The sequence below is a fragment of the Roseobacter sp. S87 genome, assembly GCF_055693285.1.
Genome location: NZ_JBVFTR010000004.1, coordinates 1,924,235 through 1,945,390, shown reverse-complemented (window position 1 = coordinate 1,945,390; position 21,156 = coordinate 1,924,235). Strand labels below are relative to the sequence as shown.

The following is a 21,156-nucleotide window of genomic DNA, read 5'->3' as shown; positions in this document are numbered from 1 at the left end:
GAGAGTGAGATGAACAAGCAAGTAAACTTCGAAGACTATGAAGTCGGCTATGACATTCCGGCGTCTGTAGGCATGGACGAAAGCGAGATCCAGACCCCCTGTCTGGTGCTCGACCTGGATGCACTGGAGCGCAACATCAAAAAGATGGGCGACTACGCAAAAGCGCACGGCATGCGCCACCGGGTCCACGGCAAGATGCACAAGTCTGTCGACGTTGCCCTTCTGCAAGAAAAACTGGGCGGTTCCGTCGGTGTCTGCTGTCAGAAGGTGTCCGAAGCGGAAGTGTTTGCCCGCGGTGGGATCAAAGACGTGCTGGTATCGAACCAGGTCACGCAGCCTGCAAAAATTGACCGCCTGGCGCGGATGCCGAAACTGGGCGCGCGCACGATCTGTTGTGTGGACATGTTGGACAATGTGGCGGATCTGTCAGAGGCAGCCACGCGTCACGGCACAGAGATCGAATGCCTGGTCGAAATCGACTGTGGCGCGGGCCGTTGCGGCGTGACGACAACCCCGCAGGTCGTTGAACTGGCCAAAGCGATTGATGCCGCGCCGGGTCTGAAATTTGCGGGCATTCAGGCGTACCAGGGTGCGATGCAGCACCTCGACAGTTATGAAGAACGAAAAGGCAAGACGCAGATCGCCATCGACATGGTGCAGGATGCGGTGGATACGCTGAAGTCGGAAGGACTGGAGTGTGACATCGTTGGCGGCGGTGGTACCGGCAGCTACTACTTTGAATCCAACTCGAACGTTTATAATGAGCTGCAGTGCGGGTCTTATGCGTTCATGGATGCGGATTATGGACGCATCCTGGACAAGGATGGCAACCGGATCGACCAGGGTGAGTGGGAAAACGCCCTGTTTATCCTGACATCCGTTATGAGCCATGCCAAAGCGGACAAGGCCATTGTGGACGCGGGACTCAAGGCCCAGTCCGTGGACAGCGGCCTGCCCACAATCTTCGGGCGCGATGACGTGGAATACGTGAAATGCTCTGACGAACACGGTGTGGTCGCCGACCCGGATGCCGTGCTCTCGGTCAACGACAAGCTCAAGCTGGTGCCGGGCCACTGCGATCCGACCTGCAACGTGCATGACTGGTACGTCGGTGTGCGGGGCGGCAAGGTCGAAACGCTCTGGCCGGTGTCAGCGCGCGGCAAAGCCTACTGAGGCGGCGCGGACCGCAAAAAAGCGACCAGCGCCAGGGTGCCGCCCGGGCGCATCTTTATCAGATACAAAGACAGGAAGACCCGATGTCCGAAGGATTGCTCATCGTAGGAGAAGACATCTGCGCAGAAGTTGTCAGCAGCGCGGATGCTTTTACAGCCGTAGAGGCCGTATTCGGTGCCATGGCCAAAGGTGATGCGTATAATTTCCCGGTGATCCGCGAGGCCATCGGATATGCCGATGCGCTCTATGGCTTTAAATCCGGTTTTGACAGGGCGGGTAAAACGCTGGGTGTTAAATCGGGCGGTTACTGGCCGGGCAATATGGACAAAGGGCTGACCAACCACCAGTCCACCATCTTCCTGTTTGATCCGGATACGGGCATGTTGCAGGCGCTCGTTGGCGGCAACTACCTGACCGCAGTCAGAACGGCGGCATCATCCTCGGTGTCAATTGCGCATCTGGCGCGTAGGGACGCGAAAGTGCTTGGCATGGTTGGGGCAGGGCATCAGTCCACGTTCCAGTTGCGGGCAGCAGCAGAGCAGCGTGATTTTGAGAAAGTGGTGGCCTGGAACCCGCATCCGGACATGCTGCCGCGTCTCGGTGCCGTTGCCGAAGAGATCGGTCTGGAATTTGAGGCCGTATCACAGGAAGAACTGGGCGCGCAGGCGGATGTGATCATCACAATTACTTCCGCCTTTGAGCCGCTGATGATGAACGACTGGATCAAGCCGGGTACGCATATTGCCTGCATGGGCACCGACACCAAAGGCAAACAGGAAGTGGACCCGCAGATCCTCGTGGGCGCAACCGTCTTTGCGGATGAAATCGCTCAGTCCGTCACGATCGGGGAAGCGCAGCATGCTGTGGGCAGCGGGCTGATCGCTGAGACAGACATCACACCGGTCGGTGCCGTCATCAACGGCGACCACCCCGGGCGCAGCGGTGACGACCAGATCACGCTCTTCGACGGCACCGGTGTTGGTCTGCAGGATCTGGCCGTTGCCTCCGTCGCCGCCCGTGTGGCGGAAGAGACCGGAAAAGCGACCCGGGTCACGCTATAAGGCGGCTTACTGTATGGTTTGCGGGTATTTTTGCGTCCGCCGGGCAACACGCCTGGCGGATTTTTCGTGCGCCTCACCGGCCAAACACGGTAAAATTATAAATAAATTCAGTGCTCTGGGCACGCGCGTTGCACGGCTCAGCCATGATTTCGTCACAGCGTGAATGCTACCTCTGGTACCTGAAACTGCCACTCCGGTCCAGAGAATGGCCGGGCGGTATACAGGTAACAGATCGAAAACGGCGCAATGACAACTCAGGACCCAGACCTGCCCGAAGAGGCATACAGCGAAGCCCTGCCACCCGGCAGCCGGCTGCTGAGCGGTCAGTATGAGATCATCAGGTACCTGTCGAGCGGCGGCTTCGGCATTACCTATCTCGCGCGCGACAGCCTGAACCGTACCGTTGTGATCAAGGAGTGTTTCCCCGAAGCATTCTGCGCGCGTGTCAACAAAACAGTCCGGGCGCGCACCCGGAACTATTCCGAAGACTTCAAATCAATTGTCCAGCTGTTCATCCGAGAAGCCCATGCGCTGTCGCGGCTTGATCATTCCAGCGTTGTCGGCGTGCATCAGGTGTTCGAGGACAACGAGACGGCCTACATGGCCCTGGATCTGGTGGATGGCAAAGACCTTCTCGAGATCATCGAGAACGACGGTCCCGCGATGCCGCCCGAAGATGTGCATGAGATGACACTGGCGCTGCTGGACGCGATCGGACATGTGCACGCACAGGATCTGCTGCACCGGGATATTTCTCCGGATAATATTCTGGTTGATGACAAGGGGCGTCCGGTGCTCATCGACTTTGGTGCCGCCCGCGAGGAGGCGAGCCGCAAGAGCCGGGTGATGTCGCAGGTTCTGGTCGTCAAGGACGGCTATTCGCCACAGGAATTCTATGTCGCCGGCAGCCAGCAGACGCCAAGCAGTGATCTTTATGCGCTGGCTGCGACCCTGTCGCATCTGATCTCAGGTGAGGCGCCACCGAACAGTCAGGCAAGGCTTGCCGCACTCGCCTCAAATCAGCCGGACCTCTACCTGCCCCTGGAGGGCCGGTTTCCCGCATATGACGACGCATTTCTGAAAGCGATCGACAGGGCGATGAACATCGTGCCTGCGGACCGCATCCAGTCGGCTGAAGAGTGGGCTCTGACCATTGATCACAGCCGCAGGGCGGAGCTGGCGCGCGCGCAGGCCCTGAGTGACGTCACGATCGATGAAACAGTCATGCAACTTGTCCGCATTGCCAATGAAGGCATCGAGCAGGGGCAGGGCGGTGCGGCTGCAAAAGACGACGAAGCCCCGGCACCTGCCGAGCCCGTTGTGGTGCGGCGGCGCGAAGTGGTCTCTGAAGACATAAGCCCCGGCATGGTGACCGGGCCTGAGGAACAGATCAGCGTGGAAGAACCTGCGCCGGAAACACCCGTACGGGAAACGCCCTACGCCCGGATTGTGGCGGCAGCACAACGCATGCGCGTAGAACAGGCGGAAAAGGCCGCCGAGCCCAAGCGCGTCGTGCCGGCTATGCGGCCGATTAACAAACGCCGTCTTGCGACGGTACCGGTCGTTTTCTGCTCTTTCTTTTTCTACACGCAGGTCGCAATGCAGTTCGAGCCGGTCCAGTCCGCTGCTCAGGCGCCGATCCGGATGCTCGAACAGGGCTTAGCAGACTGGAACAGGTCGGACAGTCAGCCGGTGCGTGTGCACCGCGGCGGCCTGGGAGGCTGAACATGGATTATCAAAATGAACCGATCAACCACCGGAAGGGCATCTGTCCGATGACCCTTTCTGCTTCAGTACAAAACGGAAAGGCGGACAGATGACACTTTTCAGGAAAGTATTTCAGAACCAGTCGCGGGAGGCGACGTCTTTGGATGCAGCGGACGAAGATGCACTGCGCGAAGCGATGCAGGATGCCCGGTCCGATACCAGCCCGCTGGGGCTGGACCCCTTTGCCGTCGACACACACGAAGAACCGCAGACTGATGGCGATGAGCATTATGACGACCTGATTGGTGAACCCGCAGAGCCGGAGGCATCGGCGGATGCCTTTGCTGATCTGCCCGCTGGCGAACCCGTGGTAAAAGAGGTGCGTGACGTGGACACGGGTGAAATGGACAGAGCGGAGCCCGCCGCCTTTGACGATGTTCCGGATGCTGCTGATCCGGAGGTGGACGCCGACACATCAGAAGAAGGCAGCTTTGAACCTGCAGGTGATGCTGCAGACGAGGCTGATGCAGGTGACATTGACATCAGTGCCATGCTGGCACGGGCGCGGGATGCAGCACCGGCAGTGGACGCCGAAGCGGGTGCCGAAGCAGCTGTTGAAACAGATCCGGGCGATGCGGATCCGGTGGATACTGTGACAGATACGGCGGAACCGGCAGCTCCTGCTCAGATTGATCTGAGCGCATTCGCCCGTGAGCAGCTCTCGGTGCAGAGCGAGGTACCACCGGAAATGCCGGAAGCGGCGGATGTGGCCGAAGCGCCTGCGCCTGCGGCGGCTGATCTTTCGGGATTGCCAGCTCCCGCCGCCGGGCGTGCCGGTCGCAGGGCAGGGCGGGTGAAAACGCGCCTGCTGGGCTTCAACCGTGGAGAGCCGGATCCGGCGGACCCGTTTGGGACCGTGAACGAAGCGACTGCGGCGCCGCAGCACGAAAAATTCCCGGTCGGCTGGCTGGTTGTGGTCGAGGGCCCGGGTGTCGGACATTCGTTCAGCATCTTTACCGGGGCGTCCATGATCGGACGTGGCGAAGACCAGGTGATCCGTCTGGATTTTGGCGATAACTCCATCTCGCGTCAGAACCACGCAGCGATCGCTTATGATGAGGAACAGAACAAATTCTATCTCGGTCATGGCGGCAAATCGAACATCATCCGGCGCAATGCCCGCCCGGTACTGGCCACAGAAGAGCTGCATCACGCAGACCTGATCCGGATTGGCGAGACGACGCTGCGGTTCGTGGCACTTTGCGGTTCTGATTTCAAATGGGAAACGACGGATGATGGCCATGCCGCGTCGTTTTGATTTTGACGCCGCATCGGCGCTCAGCAAGGGCTGCCGCAGCTATCAGGAAGATGCGGTAATCGCGGATTATTCCCGCGGTTCCGACATCGGCCTGACGGTGCTGGCCGATGGGATGGGCGGGCACGCAGCAGGTGATGTGGCCAGCAAGATTGTGGTTACCGAAGTTTTCAGTGAGCTGATGTTCCAGCGCTGCGATCCTGATCAGTTTGAAAAGGAAATCACCGGCCGGCTGACCGAGGCTGCAATGGCCGCGAACGCCTGTCTTCGTGACCATGTGCGCGCGCACCCTGAAACGCATGGTATGGGCTCCACTCTGGTGGCAACGGTGGTCGTCAACCGGCAGCTTTACTGGATTTCGATCGGGGACTCGCCGCTCTTTCTGTTCCGCAACGGTGTGCTGCGGCAGCTGAATGAAGATCACTCGATGGCCCCGCAGATCGATTTTATGGTGCGGAATGGTCTGATGGCGGCCGAAGAAGCGCGCCACCATCCGGACCGCAACATTCTTACGTCAGTGCTCTTTGGTGAAAGCGTCCCTCAGGTTGACTGCCCAACCGATCCGGTGCCGCTGGAAGCCGGAGACATCCTGATCGTCGCAAGCGACGGGCTGCAGTTTCTGACAGATGACGAGATTGCCGCCGTCTTGAATGATCACGCCGGTGCCTCAAGTGCGGAACTGGCGGACCGGCTCATGGAGCGCATCGACAGCCTCGACGACCCGGAGCTCGACAATGTGTCGTTTTCGCTCGTCAGGCTTGATGACGCGGTTGACGTGAAACTGCACTGGCGACAGCCCTGTCCGAAAGGAAGACCTGCGCCGTGTTGGATAAGACTGAATACGAGCAGACGCTTGCACGGCTTGCTGCCGCGACCAGTGCGCCGGCTCTGAGCGACGCTCTGCGTGAGCATGCGGCCGAGATGCGCAACAGGCTGAGCGCTGGCGTCAGGGTGGTCGTTCTGGGACCGCCCGGCAGTGGTAAATCCGCGCTCTGTGATGCGTTGCTCTGTGTGCCCGGCGAGGTGGCAGGCCACAGTGGTGAGGCAAGGATTATTCTGCGCCCGGGCGCGGAAGCACCGCAACATGCTCTGCCGGGCGGTGGCAAGCCGACACATCTGGACGCCGGATTTCTTGCAGATACCTGTTTGATGGATGTGCATTTGCCCAAAGATCTGGCAGCGTTCCGAATGCGCGCTCTGGAAGCGCTGGAACATGCTGACATCGTTATCTGGTGCACCAGTCGCTTCGGGCCCGAAGAAGCGGGTATTTGGAACAATGCGCCCGACCACCTCAAGGATCACAGCCTGCTGGTGCTTGCCAAAGCCGACCAGCTGGTTGAAACCGGCCAGCTGAATGAACGCATCGCGGACCTGCAGGAAGTTGCCTCTGAAGAGTTTCACAGTCTCTATCCGACATCGGCTCTCACAATCGCGGGGGGCTGAGCGTTGGCCAGATCCCTGACGAACAGCAGCGCGCAGCGAGTGGGATCAGGGCGTTGTCGGACACTGTTCTGCATATTGCGGCGTCGGGTCGTCGCGCGGATCTGGACAGTGCTTTGCTGTTCCTTGAGCGCCATGGAATCGATGATACGGCCTCAGTGCAAGAGGCCGCGGACGGGACGCAATCCGCACCGGGGCTCGACAAAGTACGGACACTTATCTGCGATCATGCTGATCGCCTTTGCGCGGCCGGGCCCGTTGCTGAAGGGGCGCATGGTCAGATCTTTGATATCTGCAATGACCTTTCAGAAGCCCTCAACGACGCCATCACAGATGATGAAACGGGTTGCGCGGAACTGCAGGCCTGGGAGAGCGAGCTTTATGCAGCCAGCGACAAACTGGTGCTGATGGGGCTGGAAAATGACACCCGGTCTGCGACCGATGCTGTCGCCATTGTCATGCAGTTGTCGCGTGATCTGCATCACCGCGCAATTTGAGATAAATCGCGGATAAACGGACTGCTGCGGCCGGCCAATAGTCACAAAGTATGCACATTTTTCCTCCATTTTGGGCGTGAGCAAATTTCAACCCGGGGGCAGGCATGCGTATCAGATGGAGGCATATCGCGTTCAGACTGTACCGGTCTGACCGGTCCCGCTGGCCAGGAGGGCTGGCATGAACGTTATGAAAATCTCTGACCGGGCGGGCTTCACCGAAGCCAGGCTGCTTGCGGCTGGTCTGTCGGAGCTGACTCTTCTGGCTGAGGATGCGGATCGTCTTTGTGACGCACTGGACGCGATCGAGGCCGCGGGCGATGACAACGCGGCCCGCCGGGCTGCGCGTGTACGCCGTCAAATCGACAATTTTGAGCCCAGCGTCACCATGATCGGTCAGATCAAATCAGGCAAAACCACGCTGGTGAATGCATTTGTCGGTCAGACCGAGCTTCTGCCCGCCGATGTTAATCCCTGGACCTCGGTGGTGACGTCCCTGCATCTCCATCCGGAACGCGAGGATTTTCAGAACACAGCGTCGTTCCGGTTCTTTGACGAAGGTGAGTGGGACAAGCTTGTATCCGGTGGCGGGCGGATCGGCGAACTGGCAAGCCGTGCGGGCGCTGATGAAGAGCTGGAGAAAATCAAGGAACAGGTCACGCGGATGCGCGAGAAATCCAAAGCGCGTCTGGGCCGGAAATTCGAGATGTTGTTGGGTCAACAACATGACTACGGCTATTTCGATCAGGAACTGGTCGAACGTTATGTGTGCCTCGGCGACGACCTTGATGAACCGGAACCTCCTGGCGCGCACGAACAGGGACAGTTTGCGGATATCACCAAATCAGCTGATCTGCAGATGCAGAGGGCGGCTCTTCCGGTCCGGCTGTGTGTCCGGGATACGCCGGGTGTGAATGATACCTTCCTGATGCGCGAACAGATTACCATCCGAGCGATCCGGGACAGTAAGCTTTGCGTTGTTGTTTTGTCGGCTCATCAGGCGCTGTCTTCGACGGACCTGGCTCTTATCCGTCTGATCGCGCACGTAAAGTCCCGTGATGTTCTGATTTTTGTCAACCGTATCGATGAACTCTCCGATCCTGCTACACAGATCGGGCAAATCTCGGAAAGCATTGCGGCGACGCTGGAAAAACACAAAGGCCCAAAAGAAGCGCGGGTCATCTTTGGCAGCGCGCTCTGGGCCTGTGCTGCGCTGGAAGGTGATCTTGACATGCTGCCACCCGCCAGCCGGGCAGCACTTGAGAACCGTTCGGAGAACGCGGAAATGCCGGAGGGGGCCGAAGACCTGGACCTTACTGATCCGGTCGAAACTGCCTGGGCATACTCCGGGTTGCCTGAGCTGCAGTGCGCTGTTGCAGATCGCGTCGCAAACGGCGTCGGCGCGGCGATGCTGCATCGTGCTGCGGCGAGCGGTCTGAACCTTGCCAACGGGATAGCGGCATCCGGCCTGATCGGAACAGCTGCTTCTTCCGGCTCGGACAGGAAAAGCCTGAGCGGTGCCGAAGCTGAAAACCTGATGCAGCAGACGGTGTCGCGCGCAGGTGACGCACTGCGACAGGAATTCGCGGACATCCTCAATGGGTTTTCAGAGCGGATGAACCGGGTGCAGGACAGTTTTCTGGAAAGGGCCACTTCCTCGCTGATCGTGCATCTTGAGAAATTCGGAGAGCAAAGCCCCTGGACCTATGATCCGGCTGGCCTGCGTGTGCTGCTCAGTTCGTCGCACAAAGTGCTTGCCCGCAAAAGTACGGCGGCGTTCGACAATGCAGTCCGCACGGCGGCAGAACAGATCGCGGAGCTTTATGTTCAGGCCTTTGGTCTTGGGCCGGAGGATATTCCCATAACCCTTCCACGCGCCCCTCAGGTGCCGCCGCCGGTGACGCTGGGGCGCACCATTGCACTCGACCTGCAGGGCAGCTGGTGGAAACGGTGGTGGCATCAGCGCAAGGGCTATCAGGCCTATGCTGAGGGCTTTGTTGAACTGATCCGTGCGGAAACCGACCCGTTTGTGCAGGAACTGCGGGATGATCTCGCCGAAGGTGTGCGCAATGAAGCTCTGGAGGAATTTAACGCGTTTCTCAGCGAACAGATGTCCGTTTTTACATCAATGTCCCGGATGCAGCAGGCGGACCCGGACGAGCTGGCCGCATTCGTGTCAGAGAACGCCCCCCGCGAGAGGAACGAAAACATCCGGAACGCGCTGGAAATCCTGAACGGGCTGGCCGCGCGATGAACGATATGAACCCTTCTGTTTCTCATCCCGGCGAAAGTGAATTAAGGCTGCCCCGTATTGCTCTGATGGGCGAGTTCAGCGCGGGCAAAAGCACGCTTGCCAACCTGATGATTGGCGCCGAGTACCTGCCGGTTCAGGTCGTGGCGACGCAACTGCCACCCGTATGGATCACCTGGGGCCACGGCGAGCCGGTCCTCGTTCGCCCTGACGGGACAGAAATGCCCTGCGACCTGTCGCGACCGGAAAACATCGACCTGGACGAAACGGCATATATCCGCGTGTTTTGCGAGGAAGAGATCCTGAAACACTGCGAAATTATTGACCTGCCCGGTATCTCCGATCCGAACATGTCGTCGGCGGTCTGGGAGCGGATGCTCCCGCTGGCGGATGGTGTGATTTGGTGCAGTCCTGCAACTCAGGCATGGCGCCAGAGCGAGGCAGCGGTATGGCAGACCATTCCACCGGAGAAATACGCCAGTTCAATCCTTCTGCTGACCCGGGCGGACATGCTTGTGCGGGAACGCGACCGTGAGCGTGTCATGCGGCGTGTTCGTGCTGAGACAGACGAGCTTTTTGCGGAGACTTTCCTGATTTCGCTGCTTCTTGCGCGTGACAGCGGCGAAGACGAGGCAATCTGGGAAAAAAGCGGTGCCGAGCCGTTCGTCATGCGCTTTCTGGACATAGTCGAAGCGCTGAAAGAACAGATTGCCGATCGGGAAGAAACCTCTGATCAGGTTCCTCTTCCTGTCTTTGAGAACGCTGACCAGAGTGCCCCTTTGCAGAAGGCGTCACCCGAGGGGCGACCGGAAGCGGATACGGATGGCGCCATTGTTCCAAGACGTCCCAAGGCGCGGGTGCGCAAAAGGCCGCGGTCATCGGAACCTTTGATCGCGGAGGATGACGATCTTTCGTTTGCCCCGAAATTCTCCTGACGTCGTTAACCAAAATTGCAGGAACGGAAGATACTGATAACCGGCGCCCTGGCATCGGGCGTCGTTTTGGTGTCGGTGACCTTTGACTGCAATGACAATACATTCCCGGCTGGATGACCTGCGTACCCGGTATCCCGGATGCACAGTTGCTGCGTTTGCCGACCTGTCCACGGGCATGGTTCTGGCGTCCAGTACTATGCGCCCGACCGGGCAGGAAACGCTGGATGCGTTGTGCAGAGTGGCGCTCAGGCTGTTTGCGCCCGGTATGCCGGACGGATTGAAGGGGGCGGATGCCAGCGACGCCGGGGGTGCGCCGTGGTACGCAATAACAGGTTTTCGGGGCGCGCTTGCGTGTTTCGTGAAGTCACCGGTTCTGGCAGAAGAGGCGATCTGTCTTGTCGGCGAGGATCCCGCCGAAATCATGGAACTGGCAGTTGCTGCGCGCGAGTTGCTTTTCGAAACCGGGGTCGATGCATGAGCGATAATGAACCCGCGCCGGATCTGAATGAAACTTTGAAAGCGTTGTCACGCGCACCGGGCGAAAAAGGCGCGCAGGGCCGGCGCATTTTCCCGGTGGATAACCTGGTAGCCTATGAAGCGATTGTGAGAGAGGTCAGCGAAACCGTTCTGACCCGCTGGCTTACACTGGTACGCAACGACGGGCTGGAGATCACAGTTCTGGTGCATGAACGACGCGTCTGCAGTGGAGCATTGCCTGGAACAGCAGGCAATGCGCCAGTTGAGGCTACGGCGATGGACCGAAGGCAAACGGAGAAGCTGAAGACCGCACTGCGGGATTTTGCGGCAACCGCAGAGACAATCGAAGTGGTTTCAGTTCGCCCGGACTTCCCGCCGGGAGAAATAACCGGCGGTATGCCGGCTGAAGCGTTAATGGCACCGGCGTTGTCAGCAGAAGACGTTCATCAGAAGGTGCTTGAGGCGTCTTCAGCGTCCGTGTCGTTTGATGATGGTGAGCAAGTTTCCAGCGAGGGCTCCGATGAAGCACTCAGGGTGCTGGCAGAATACCGCAACTGGTATTTTGCGCTCGAGGAACCGGAAGACGATTCTGGTATTGTTGTATGGGGCGGCGGGCTTCGTGACGATGTCTGCGTGATATTGTGTCACGCCGGGCAGGAAGAAACATGGGCTCTCGCTGAAACGTCTGACGGCAAAAGGCTCGCTGAAATTGTCGCGATGCAGGTGTGACTGATTAAGCCGCATACTCCTGACTTGTTTTGCACAGGAAACCGTGGAAGCGTCGGGCAGTTGAAATGAACAATTCCGGACAGGAGACTGATGTGGGGCAAACGCTGGACTGGGCCGCAATGCGCGCCGCCGATTTTGACTCTGTTGACCCCCTGGCAACCATAGCGGTTGTTCCCGTTGCAGCAGTCGAGCAGCACGGGCCACATCTCCCGCTCGGCACGGATACGATGATCGCAGAAGGCATGCTGGACGAGTTGCGGCGCCAGAATACGGATGGTCTAGATTTGCGGGTTCTTCCGGTGCAGTCGGTCGGAAAATCTGATGAGCACATCCATCAGCCTGGCACGGTTTCGTTGCGGTGGGAAACTGCGCTCGGGACGTGGCTGGACATCGGGCGTTCGGTGGCAGACGCCGGTATCCGCAAAGTTGTTTTCGTAAACAGCCATGGTGGAAACGCAGATCTGCTGGCAGTTCTTGTGCGGCAGCTGCGCATTGAAAAAGAAATGCTCGCAGTCCGCTGTCAGTGGGGAGGGTTCGGTTTTCCGGAGGGTCTCTTCTCCGAACGTGAGCTGTCACATGGCCTGCACGGAGGAGATGTTGAAACATCGCTGATGCTCGCATTCCGGCCTGAGACCGTTGAGATGGAAGCGGCAGAAGACTTCGGATCAAAGGGAGAAGCATCCGCGATACCGCCAACCGGTCCGGTTGCATGGGGATGGATCGCCTCTGACCTGAACCCGAAGGGCGTGACCGGTGAAGCACATCTCGCCAGTGCGCAGAAGGGCCGGACAACAGCCCATCATCAGGTGCGCGGTTTTATCAGGATGCTCAGGGATCTGACCCGGATGCCGTTGCCGGGTCGGGCCGGCTGACGGCGTTCAGGGGGCGACGACGACCCCGGTGTCCCAGTTCCTGCAACGCTCTGCCAGCTCCCGGGGCAGAGGTCTGTCCGTAAACACGGTGCTCAGCGATCGCATAGATGCGATGCGCGCGGGCGCAGTTCTGGAAAATTTGGAATTGTCCGCCACAAGAAATGATTTGCGCGACTGTTCGATAATCGTCTGGCTCACACCGACTTCCTGGGTGTCAAAATCCAGAAGATCACCATCAGTATCCATTGCGGAGCAGCCGATCACCGCGATGTCGAACTTAAACTGACGAATCGTGTCAATCGTCACGTTTCCGATGAGACCGCCATCAGCACGCCGCACGGTTCCGCCAGTGACGATGACCTGACAATCGGGGTTTTCCACCAGAATATTGGCGACGTTCATATTGTTGGTCACCACCATCAGATCGCGGTGGCGCAGCAGCTGACGGGCGACGGCCTCGGTGCTTGTGCCGATATTCAGGAAAACAGAGCAGCCTTCGGGAATATGATCTGCACAGGCCCGCGCAATCGACAGTTTGGCGTCGTCGTTCAGGTTCCGGCGCTCGTCATAGCCGATGTTTGTCGTGCCGGACGGCAGGATTGCCCCACCATGTACCCGCTCCAGTTTGTTGGCATCTGCCAGTTCGGTCAGGTCTCGCCTGATCGTCTGCAGCGTCACGCCAAAGTGCGCCGCGAGTTCTTCGACGGTGACTTTCCCTTCACGCCTGGCGATTTCCAGGATGTCGGGGTGCCGGAATGTCTGGGACATCTGGTGTGCCTCCTTGAGTGAAGTTTGCTTCACAACGCGACGGTTTTCAATGCTGTGTGCGCTTTCATTCGTATTTATGCGGTTGTCTGAAGCGGTGACACAGAAAGAAGATGGAGAAAAATATTGTTAATATACAGTGTCTTGACTGTATAAGGGTGTCGTCAGAGTTGCGTGAAACTTCGCTGCTTTTTCAGAGATTCAGTGAAAACGAACATAAACGAAAATATTAACTTGAAAGCGAGCATTACCTGAGGTAGTGCTATCAGCGCGCAGAGCAGGCCGGGGGGAAGCTTTTGTCACGCAGCGACAATCCAGTTTATGATGTTTTCGTCATCGGCGGCGGCATTAACGGCTGTGGAATCGCGCGGGATGCTGCGGGGCGCGGCCTGAGTGTCGGACTTGCAGAAATGAACGATCTCGCGTCGGCGACGTCTTCTGCCTCGACCAAGCTTTTTCATGGTGGTCTGAGGTACCTTGAGTACTTTGAGATACGTCTGGTGCGTCATGCGCTTGAAGAGCGCGAAACGCTGTTGAGGGCGATGCCACACATCAGCTGGCCCATGCGGTTTGTATTGCCATACCACCCCGACATGCGGTTTGAGGGATCGACACCAACGTCGCGCATTTTGAATGCTGTGATGCCATGGATGAAGGGGCGGCGGCCTGCCTGGCTGATCCGGTTTGGGCTGTTCCTCTATGACAGTCTCGGTGGCCGGAAAATCCTGCCGTCAACAAAGACCCTTTCGCTGCGCGGGACGCCGGAAGGTGCGCCCATCGAAGAACGCTTTGAGAAGGCGTATGAATATTCCGACTGCTGGATCGAGGACTCGCGTCTTGTCGTGCTGAATGCACGCGATGCGGAGCTGCGCGGCGCAGACATTATGGTGCGCACGCGCGTCGTTTCAGCATCCCGGGTGGACGACCTGTGGCAGGTTACTGTTGAGGACACGATGAGTGGCGAGCAGAAGCAGCTCTCCGCGCGCATGCTGGTCAATGCAGGTGGCCCCTGGGTCGGCGATATTATCCAGCAGAAGGTGCGTATCAACTCGACCGAAGGTGTGCGCCTCGTTCGGGGCAGCCATATTGTGACCCGCCGGCTCTACGATCATGATAAATGCTATTTTTTCCAGGGCACCGATGGCCGGATCATTTTTGCGATACCCTATGAAAACGACTTCACGCTGATCGGCACAACGGATGCTGAACACGCCGATCCGGATACCGCGCCGCGCTGCACGGATGAGGAACGTGATTATCTGATCGATTTCGTGAACCAGTACCTGCGCGAAGATATCAGCGTCGAAGACGTGGTCTGGAGCTATTCCGGTGTGCGTCCGCTGTATGATGATGGCGCGAGCAGCGCCACGGCTGCCACGCGGGACTATACGCTCAAGGTGGATGACACCGGCGGTGCGCCCATCCTGAACGTGTTCGGAGGCAAGATCACGACCTACCGGAAGCTGGCTGAAGATGCGATGGACAAGATCGTTCCTTTCTTCAGCGGAACATCAGGACACTGGACAGCAGGTGTGCCTTTGCCGGGCGGTGATTTTGCTGTTGATGGGTTTGACATGCTGGTCACGCGCCTGCGCGAGGATCACACCTATCTGTCGGAATTCTGGGCGCGCCGGCTGGTGCGGGCTTACGGGACTGACAGCTGGGATGTGCTGGGAGATGCGCCTGAGGAAGCAGCACTTGGCCGTGCGTTTGGCGCGACGCTGACAGAACGGGAAGTGCGCTGGCTGATGACGCGCGAATATGCCCGCACGGCTGAGGATGTCGTGTGGCGCCGCAACAAACTTGGGCTCAGGCTCACAGATAAAGAAGTGGCTGATCTGGACGCGTTCATGCGCGAACAGTGGCCGACACTGCAGCCGGAGGCCGCAGAATAATAAGGGGGAGGGTGACATGACCCTGATACTTGAGGGAGTGTCAAAAACTGTCGGAGGGGAGACCCACATACACCCGACAGACCTGGAGCTGCAGCGGGGCACGATGAATGTGCTGCTGGGGCCGACATTGTCCGGCAAAACGTCGCTGATGCGGCTGATGGCCGGCCTGGATGTGCCCGCCACCGGGCGTGTGATCTGGAATGGCGATGATGTGACCGGTATGCGGGTACAGGATCGCAAGGTCGCGATGGTGTATCAGCAGTTCATCAACTACCCGTCCATGACGGTCTACGATAACATCGCGTCGCCGATGAAGCTGATGGGGCAGTCCCGCAAAGAAATCGATGCGCGGGTGCGTGAAACGGCTGAGCTGATGCAACTCACGCCGATGCTGGACCGCAAGCCGCTTGAGCTTTCGGGCGGACAGCAACAGCGTTGCGCGCTGGCGCGGGCGCTCGTCAAAAACGCGGGCCTTGTGCTGCTGGACGAACCTCTTGCCAACCTCGACTACAAGCTGCGCGAAGAACTGCGTGCGGAAATCCCGCGTATCTTCGAAGAATCCGGCTCGATTTTTGTTTACGCAACAACGGAACCTGAGGAAGCGCTGTTGCTGGGCGGGAATACGGCTGCGCTCTGGGAAGGGTGCGTGACACAGTTCGGTCCGACACCGTCGGTTTACCGCCGCCCGGTCAACGCCACGACGGCACGGGTTTTCTCAGATCCACCAATGAATTTCCTGTCTGTGCGCAAGGAGGGCAGTGAACTGCGCTTCGGAGCGGGGCAGTCGACGCCGGTTCCTGCGGATGCAATGGGTCTGGCTGACGGTGAATATACCGCTGGCTTCCGCCCAAACCATCTGGAGCTTGCGCCGCATGTGGCCGGTACGATGAAATTCGACACGCGTCTCAGTGTGACGGAAATCACCGGATCAGAAACCTTTGTTCACCTTGATCATGATGGCGCGCGCTGGGTCGGACTGGTGCATGGCGTTCACAGTCTGCATCCTGGTCAGGACCTGTCTGTCTATCTCGACCCGGCACATGTTTATCTTTTTGGCACGGACGGTGCGCTGGTGTCAGCGGCCCCCTACGCGGAGGCGGCATAATGGCCAAAATCACGCTGGATAATCTCGCGCATTCCTACCTTGCCAATCCGAAGTCCGAGGATGACTTCGCGCTCAAAGAACTGAACCACGACTGGGTCGACGGAGAAGCCTACGCGCTTCTGGGCGCGTCCGGCTGCGGTAAGTCCACGCTTCTGAACATTATTTCAGGACTGCTGCATCCCAGCCAGGGCCGCATTCTGTTCAACGACCGTGACGTGACGGAGGCGCCGACCGCAGAGCGCAACATCGCGCAGGTTTTTCAGTTTCCGGTCGTTTATGACACGATGACCGTGCGCGACAACCTGGCCTTTCCGCTGCGCAATCGTGGTGAGGATGCTTCCTATGTTGCACAGCGTGTCAGCCAGATCGCCCAGATGATCGGTATGGAAGCTGAACTGGACCGCAAGGCCAGAGGCCTGACGGCGGATGCAAAACAAAAGATTTCTCTTGGACGGGGTATGGTGCGTGAGGACGTGAACGCGCTGCTGTTTGATGAGCCCCTCACCGTAATTGACCCGCACATGAAGTGGGAACTGCGCACGCAGCTGAAATCACTGCACCACGAGTTTGGTCATACGATGATCTACGTGACGCATGACCAGACTGAGGCACTGACGTTCGCGGACAAGGTGGTCGTCATGTATGACGGGCGCGTTGTGCAGATCGGCACACCGCAGGAGCTGTTCGAGCGGCCGGCGCATACGTTTGTGGGCTATTTCATCGGGTCGCCCGGCATGAACCTGTTTGATGCGGAAATCGACGGACATACGGCGCGGATTGCCGGTGTTCGGGTGCCGCTTGGCGCTGCATACCAGTCTGATGGCAGCCGTCTTCAGGTGGGCGTGCGGCCGGAGTTCATCCGGATCGGTGACGCTGAAAACGGGCTGCCGGCTAAAATCAAACGGATCGAGGACGTGGGGCGCCACAAGATTGTCAGGCTGGACGTCGACGGCACTGAGATCAGCGCCATTGCCGGTGAAGACGATCAGATCTCGGTCGACACACCGCGTATCACCTTCGATCCGAAGGGCATCAATGTCTACGCCGATGACTGGCGTGTGGCACCGCAGGGGGAGGCGGCCTGATGAACAAGACTGTTAATCAGAAGGCCTGGTTTCTGGTCCTGCCGGTGCTTGTGCTGGTGGCCTTTTCAGCGGTGATCCCGCTGATGACGGTGGTCAATTACTCCGTCCAGGACACCTTCGGGAACAATGAGTTTTTCTGGGCGGGCCTTGAGTGGTTCGAGGTGATGCTGGCCGAGGAACGCATGTGGGATGCCCTTTGGCGTCAGCTGATGTTCTCGGGCATTATTCTCGCGATTGAAATCCCGCTGGGGATTTATGTGGCCCTGAACATGCCAAAGAGCGGTTTCTGGGCGTCTTTCTGCCTTGTGCTGATGTCGCTGCCACTGCTGATCCCTTGGAACGTGGTGGGCACCATCTGGCAGATCTTTGGCCGTGTGGATATTGGCCTGCTGGGCTACACGCTTGATAAGATGGGCATTTCCTATAACTACACGCAGGATATCGTCGCCGCATGGGTCACCGTGATCGTGATGGATGTCTGGCACTGGACGTCGCTGGTGGCATTGCTGGCCTATGCCGGTCTGCAGTCGATCCCGAACGCCTACTACCAGGCAGCCAAGATCGACCAGGCAAGCCGCTGGGCCGTGTTCCGTTATATCGAGCTGCCCAAGATGGCGGGTGTGCTCATGATCGCCATTCTGCTGCGCTTTATGGACAGCTTCATGATCTACACCGAGCCGTTTGTCGTCACTGGCGGTGGGCCGGGTAATGCGACGACTTTCCTGTCGATTGACCTGGTGAAGATGGCGCTTGGACAGTTTGACCTTGGACCTGCTGCCGCCTTCTCGATCATGTACTTCCTGGTAATCCTGCTGATTTCCTGGGTGTTCTACACCGTGATGACGAACCTCGACAAAAGGGATGGTGTCTGATGGCTGATACTACTGCTCAGGTCCCCGCGGCCGGGATGACGGACAGCGGCGCGAAAGTTGCGCGGCGCCGGAGCCCCCGGGTGAACCGTGCCACCATCGTGATGGGGCTGTACCTGCTCTTTCTGATGCTGCCGATCTACTGGCTGCTCAACATGAGCCTGAAAACCAACACGGAGATCCTGGGGGAGTTTTCGCTCTTTCCACGCGATCTGACGCTGGAGAACTACGTCAAAATCCTGACGGATGAGAGCTGGTACATCGGCTATGTGAACTCGCTGATCTATGTGGTGATGAACACAGTGATCAGCCTCGCCGTGGCACTGCCGGCGGCATATGCCTTCAGCCGCTACAGCTTTATGGGCGACAAGCATCTGTTCTTCTGGCTGCTGACCAACCGGATGGCGCCGCCTGCGGTTTTCGCCCTGCCGTTTTTCCAGCTTTATTCCAGCGTCGGCCTGTTTGATACGCACATCGCGGTGGCTCTGGCCCATTGTCTCTTCAATGTGCCGCTGGCCGTGTGGATTCTCGAAGGGTTCATGCGCGGTGTGCCCAAGGAGATCGATGAGACTGCGTACCTTGATGGGTATTCTTTCCCGCGGTTTTTCGTGCGCATTTTCATGCCCCTGATCGCGAGCGGGATCGGCGTTGCGGCCTTCTTCTGCTTCATGTTCTCATGGGTGGAACTGCTACTCAGCCGCACTCTCACAACGGTTGACGCCAAGCCGATTGCTGCCATCATGACGCGAACACAGGGCGCTGCCGGGATTGACTGGGGCGTGCTGGCAGCGGCGGGTGTTCTGACGATCGTACCAGGCGCGCTGGTGATCTATTTCGTGCGCAACTACATCGCCAAGGGCTTTGCCCTGGGCCGCGTGTAAAGGGGGCAAGCACTATGGCATGGATGGCCTGGACCATACCGACAGCAATATTCTTTGGCGTGATCGCCTGTCTGCTGATCACCTTCACAATTCTTGCAATCAAATTTCCGGAGACGCCGCGCGTCGGCATTCTCCGCATTGAAACAACGCGGGGTGATCGTCTTTTCATCACGCTGTTGGGCTCGGCCTTTATCAACCTGATCTGGCTGGGTCTTGAGGTCGCTCCACAGCCATATGCGCTGCTGGCGTGCCTTGTCTATGCCGCAGCGGTTTTCCGCTGGGTCTGAGACAGGAAGAATGGTGCGTCCGGAAAACAGCCGGGCGGCCGTAAAAACAGTTCAAGAAGTCTAAGGGAGGACCAGAATGAACTTTTCACTGAAATCAACCACAGCTGTGGGCGCGATGGTCGCGTGCATGGCACTGCCGGCCTGGGCCGACATGGAAGCGGCGAAAGCGTTTCTCGATAACGAGATCGCGGGCCTTTCCGTGCTGGACCGCGCAGGCCAGGAAGCGGAGATGCAGTTCTTTGTGGACGCTGCAGCGCCGTTCCAGGGCATGGAAATCAAAGTGGTTTCCGAGACAATCACAACGCACGAGTATGAAAGCCAGGTGCTGGCACCCGCTTTCACTGCGATCACAGGTATCAAGGTCACGCATGACCTGATCGGCGAAGGTGACGTTGTTGAAAAGCTGCAGACACAGATGCAGTCGGGCGAAAACATCTATGACGCCTACATCAACGACTCCGACCTGATCGGGACGCACTGGCGCTACCAGCAGGTGCGCAACCTGACCGACTGGATGGCGGGTGAGGGCGCTGATGTGACCCTGCCGACGCTGGACGTTGACGATTTCATCGGCACCAGCTTCACCACAGGGCCGGATGGCAAGCTCTATCAGCTGCCGAGCCAGCAGTTCGCGAACCTTTACTGGTTCCGTTACGACTGGTTCAACGACGAAAAGAACAAGGCCGACTTCAAGGCGGCTTATGGTTATGACCTTGGTGTGCCGGTCAACTGGACGGCCTATGAGGACATCGCTGAGTTCTTCACCGGCCGCGATCTGAGCCATATGGGCGTTGAGGGCGAAGTTTTCGGCAACATGGACTACGGCAAAAAAGACCCGTCGCTTGGCTGGCGTTACACTGATGCGTGGATGTCCATGGCAGGCATGGGCGACGTCGGTGAGCCAAACGGTCTGCCGGTTGACGAATGGGGTATCCGTGTGAACGAGAACTCCCAGCCGACCGGTTCCTGTGTGGCCCGAGGTGGTGCGACAAACTCGCCTGCGGCTGTCTATGCGGTGACCAAGGCCATTGAATGGCTGCAGAAGTACTCGCCGCCAGCGGCTGCCGGTATGACCTTCGGCGAAGCGGGTCCGATCCCGGCGCAGGGCAACGTGGCCCAGCAGATGTTCTGGTACACGGCCTTCACCGCGGCGACGGTTGAGCCCGGTCTGCCCGTGATGAACGAGGACGGCACGCCCAAGTGGCGCATGGCGCCCAGCCCGCATGGTGTTTACTGGAAAGAAGGCCAGAAGATCGGCTACCAGGACGCAGGCAGCTGGACCCTGATGGAATCCACACCTGTGGACCGTGCAAAAGCCGCATGGCTCTATGCACAGTTCGTGGTCTCCAAAACGGTCGACCTGAAGAAATCTGACGTTGGTCTCACTTTCATCCGTGAATCCACCATCGACAGCCAGCACTTCACAGACCGTGCCGACAAGCTGGGTGGTCTGGTCGAATTCTACCGTTCGCCTGCGCGCGTTCAGTGGTCCCCGACCGGCACAAACGTGCCTGACTATCCGAAGCTGGCGCAGCTGTGGTGGCAGAACATCGGTGATGCAATGTCCGGTGCAAAGACACCTCAGGAAGCACTTGATGCACTGTGCGAAGATCAGGAGCGTGTGCTCCAGCGTCTTGAGCGCGCAGGTGTCCAGGGTGATCTGGGTCCGGTCCTGAACGACGAACAGGACGCACAGTACTGGTTCGATCAGCCGGGCGCACCTTACGCTAAGCTGGACAACGAGGACGAAGAGCCGATGACTGTCAGCTACGACGAGCTGATCAAGTCCTGGCAGTAAGTCTCTGAGACAGAGGC

The 21,156-nt window shown here is 58.6% G+C and carries 20 protein-coding genes; 19 read left to right on the top strand and 1 reads right to left on the bottom strand.

Annotated elements, in window-relative coordinates:
- The first annotated feature begins 9 nt into the window (after positions 1-9).
- From bhcC to ACZ1HA_RS10515, 12 genes are all read left to right on the top strand, one after another.
- Positions 10-1,173, top strand: a complete 1,164-nt coding sequence (bhcC, locus tag ACZ1HA_RS10570; protein WP_472713829.1) for a 3-hydroxy-D-aspartate aldolase BhcC — start codon at positions 10-12, stop codon at positions 1,171-1,173.
- An 83-nt stretch (positions 1,174-1,256) separates the two neighbouring features.
- Positions 1,257-2,234 carry an iminosuccinate reductase BhcD gene (gene bhcD / locus ACZ1HA_RS10565; RefSeq protein ID WP_472713828.1) on the top strand — a complete coding sequence of 326 codons (978 nt, stop codon included), beginning with the start codon at positions 1,257-1,259 and terminating at the stop codon, positions 2,232-2,234.
- Positions 2,235-2,480: 246 nt separating this feature from the next.
- A complete protein-coding gene (locus ACZ1HA_RS10560) occupies positions 2,481-3,959 on the top strand; it encodes a serine/threonine-protein kinase (protein WP_472713827.1) in 1,479 nt (492 codons plus the stop codon).
- A gap of 91 nt (positions 3,960-4,050) precedes the next feature.
- Complete coding sequence (locus ACZ1HA_RS10555) at positions 4,051-5,259, top strand: FHA domain-containing protein (protein WP_472713826.1); 1,209 nt, start codon at positions 4,051-4,053, stop codon at positions 5,257-5,259.
- Complete coding sequence (locus ACZ1HA_RS10550) at positions 5,243-6,148, top strand: PP2C family protein-serine/threonine phosphatase (RefSeq protein WP_472713825.1); 906 nt, start codon at positions 5,243-5,245, stop codon at positions 6,146-6,148. Before ACZ1HA_RS10555 ends, ACZ1HA_RS10550 begins: the two co-directional genes overlap by 17 nt.
- On the top strand, positions 6,079-6,699 hold the full coding sequence (locus ACZ1HA_RS10545) for a GTPase domain-containing protein (RefSeq protein ID WP_472713824.1): 621 nt from the start codon (positions 6,079-6,081) through the stop codon (positions 6,697-6,699). The genes ACZ1HA_RS10550 and ACZ1HA_RS10545 overlap by 70 nt, the downstream gene beginning before the upstream one ends.
- A gap of 53 nt (positions 6,700-6,752) precedes the next feature.
- The gene (locus ACZ1HA_RS10540) at positions 6,753-7,193 is read left to right on the top strand and encodes a hypothetical protein (protein ID WP_472713823.1); all 441 of its coding nucleotides are present in this window, start codon (positions 6,753-6,755) and stop codon (positions 7,191-7,193) included.
- A gap of 178 nt (positions 7,194-7,371) precedes the next feature.
- Positions 7,372-9,444, top strand: coding sequence for a dynamin family protein (locus ACZ1HA_RS10535; RefSeq protein ID WP_472713822.1), 2,073 nt, complete (start codon positions 7,372-7,374; stop codon positions 9,442-9,444).
- Complete coding sequence (locus ACZ1HA_RS10530; RefSeq protein WP_472713821.1) at positions 9,441-10,376, top strand: dynamin family protein; 936 nt, start codon at positions 9,441-9,443, stop codon at positions 10,374-10,376. The genes ACZ1HA_RS10535 and ACZ1HA_RS10530 overlap by 4 nt, the downstream gene beginning before the upstream one ends.
- Positions 10,377-10,467: 91 nt before the next feature.
- Positions 10,468-10,854: a hypothetical protein gene (locus ACZ1HA_RS10525; protein WP_472713820.1), complete on the top strand. Its 387-nt coding sequence runs from the start codon at positions 10,468-10,470 to the stop codon at positions 10,852-10,854.
- Positions 10,851-11,582 carry a hypothetical protein gene (locus ACZ1HA_RS10520; protein WP_472713819.1) on the top strand — a complete coding sequence of 244 codons (732 nt, stop codon included), beginning with the start codon at positions 10,851-10,853 and terminating at the stop codon, positions 11,580-11,582. The genes ACZ1HA_RS10525 and ACZ1HA_RS10520 overlap by 4 nt, the downstream gene beginning before the upstream one ends.
- Before the next feature lie 92 nt (positions 11,583-11,674).
- Positions 11,675-12,454: a creatininase family protein gene (locus ACZ1HA_RS10515; protein WP_472713818.1), complete on the top strand. Its 780-nt coding sequence runs from the start codon at positions 11,675-11,677 to the stop codon at positions 12,452-12,454.
- Between the two features lie 6 nt (positions 12,455-12,460).
- Here the strand turns inward: ACZ1HA_RS10515 and ACZ1HA_RS10510 are convergent, their stop codons facing one another.
- On the bottom strand, positions 12,461-13,222 hold the full coding sequence (locus tag ACZ1HA_RS10510) for a DeoR/GlpR family DNA-binding transcription regulator (RefSeq protein ID WP_472713817.1): 762 nt from the start codon (positions 13,220-13,222) through the stop codon (positions 12,461-12,463).
- Positions 13,223-13,515: 293 nt separating this feature from the next.
- On the opposite strand from ACZ1HA_RS10510, the gene glpD reads away from it, so the two are divergent.
- The 7 genes from glpD to ACZ1HA_RS10475 all read left to right on the top strand — a co-directional run bounded on the left by glpD (position 13,516) and on the right by ACZ1HA_RS10475 (position 21,139).
- The gene (gene glpD / locus ACZ1HA_RS10505; RefSeq protein ID WP_472713816.1) at positions 13,516-15,114 is read left to right on the top strand and encodes a glycerol-3-phosphate dehydrogenase; all 1,599 of its coding nucleotides are present in this window, start codon (positions 13,516-13,518) and stop codon (positions 15,112-15,114) included.
- Between the two features lie 16 nt (positions 15,115-15,130).
- The gene (locus ACZ1HA_RS10500; RefSeq protein ID WP_472713815.1) at positions 15,131-16,219 is read left to right on the top strand and encodes an ABC transporter ATP-binding protein; all 1,089 of its coding nucleotides are present in this window, start codon (positions 15,131-15,133) and stop codon (positions 16,217-16,219) included.
- A complete protein-coding gene (locus ACZ1HA_RS10495; RefSeq protein ID WP_472713814.1) occupies positions 16,219-17,304 on the top strand; it encodes an ABC transporter ATP-binding protein in 1,086 nt (361 codons plus the stop codon). The genes ACZ1HA_RS10500 and ACZ1HA_RS10495 overlap by 1 nt, the downstream gene beginning before the upstream one ends.
- A complete protein-coding gene (locus ACZ1HA_RS10490; RefSeq protein WP_375230582.1) occupies positions 17,304-18,176 on the top strand; it encodes a carbohydrate ABC transporter permease in 873 nt (290 codons plus the stop codon). Before ACZ1HA_RS10495 ends, ACZ1HA_RS10490 begins: the two co-directional genes overlap by 1 nt.
- A gap of 35 nt (positions 18,177-18,211) precedes the next feature.
- Positions 18,212-19,054, top strand: coding sequence for a carbohydrate ABC transporter permease (locus ACZ1HA_RS10485; RefSeq protein ID WP_472715320.1), 843 nt, complete (start codon positions 18,212-18,214; stop codon positions 19,052-19,054).
- Positions 19,055-19,068: 14 nt separating this feature from the next.
- Positions 19,069-19,341 (top strand): DUF2160 domain-containing protein, encoded by a 273-nt coding sequence (locus ACZ1HA_RS10480; protein ID WP_436399075.1) that lies wholly within the window; start codon positions 19,069-19,071, stop codon positions 19,339-19,341.
- A gap of 76 nt (positions 19,342-19,417) precedes the next feature.
- Positions 19,418-21,139, top strand: coding sequence for an ABC transporter substrate-binding protein (locus ACZ1HA_RS10475; RefSeq protein ID WP_472713813.1), 1,722 nt, complete (start codon positions 19,418-19,420; stop codon positions 21,137-21,139).
- Positions 21,140-21,156: the final 17 nt, after the last annotated feature.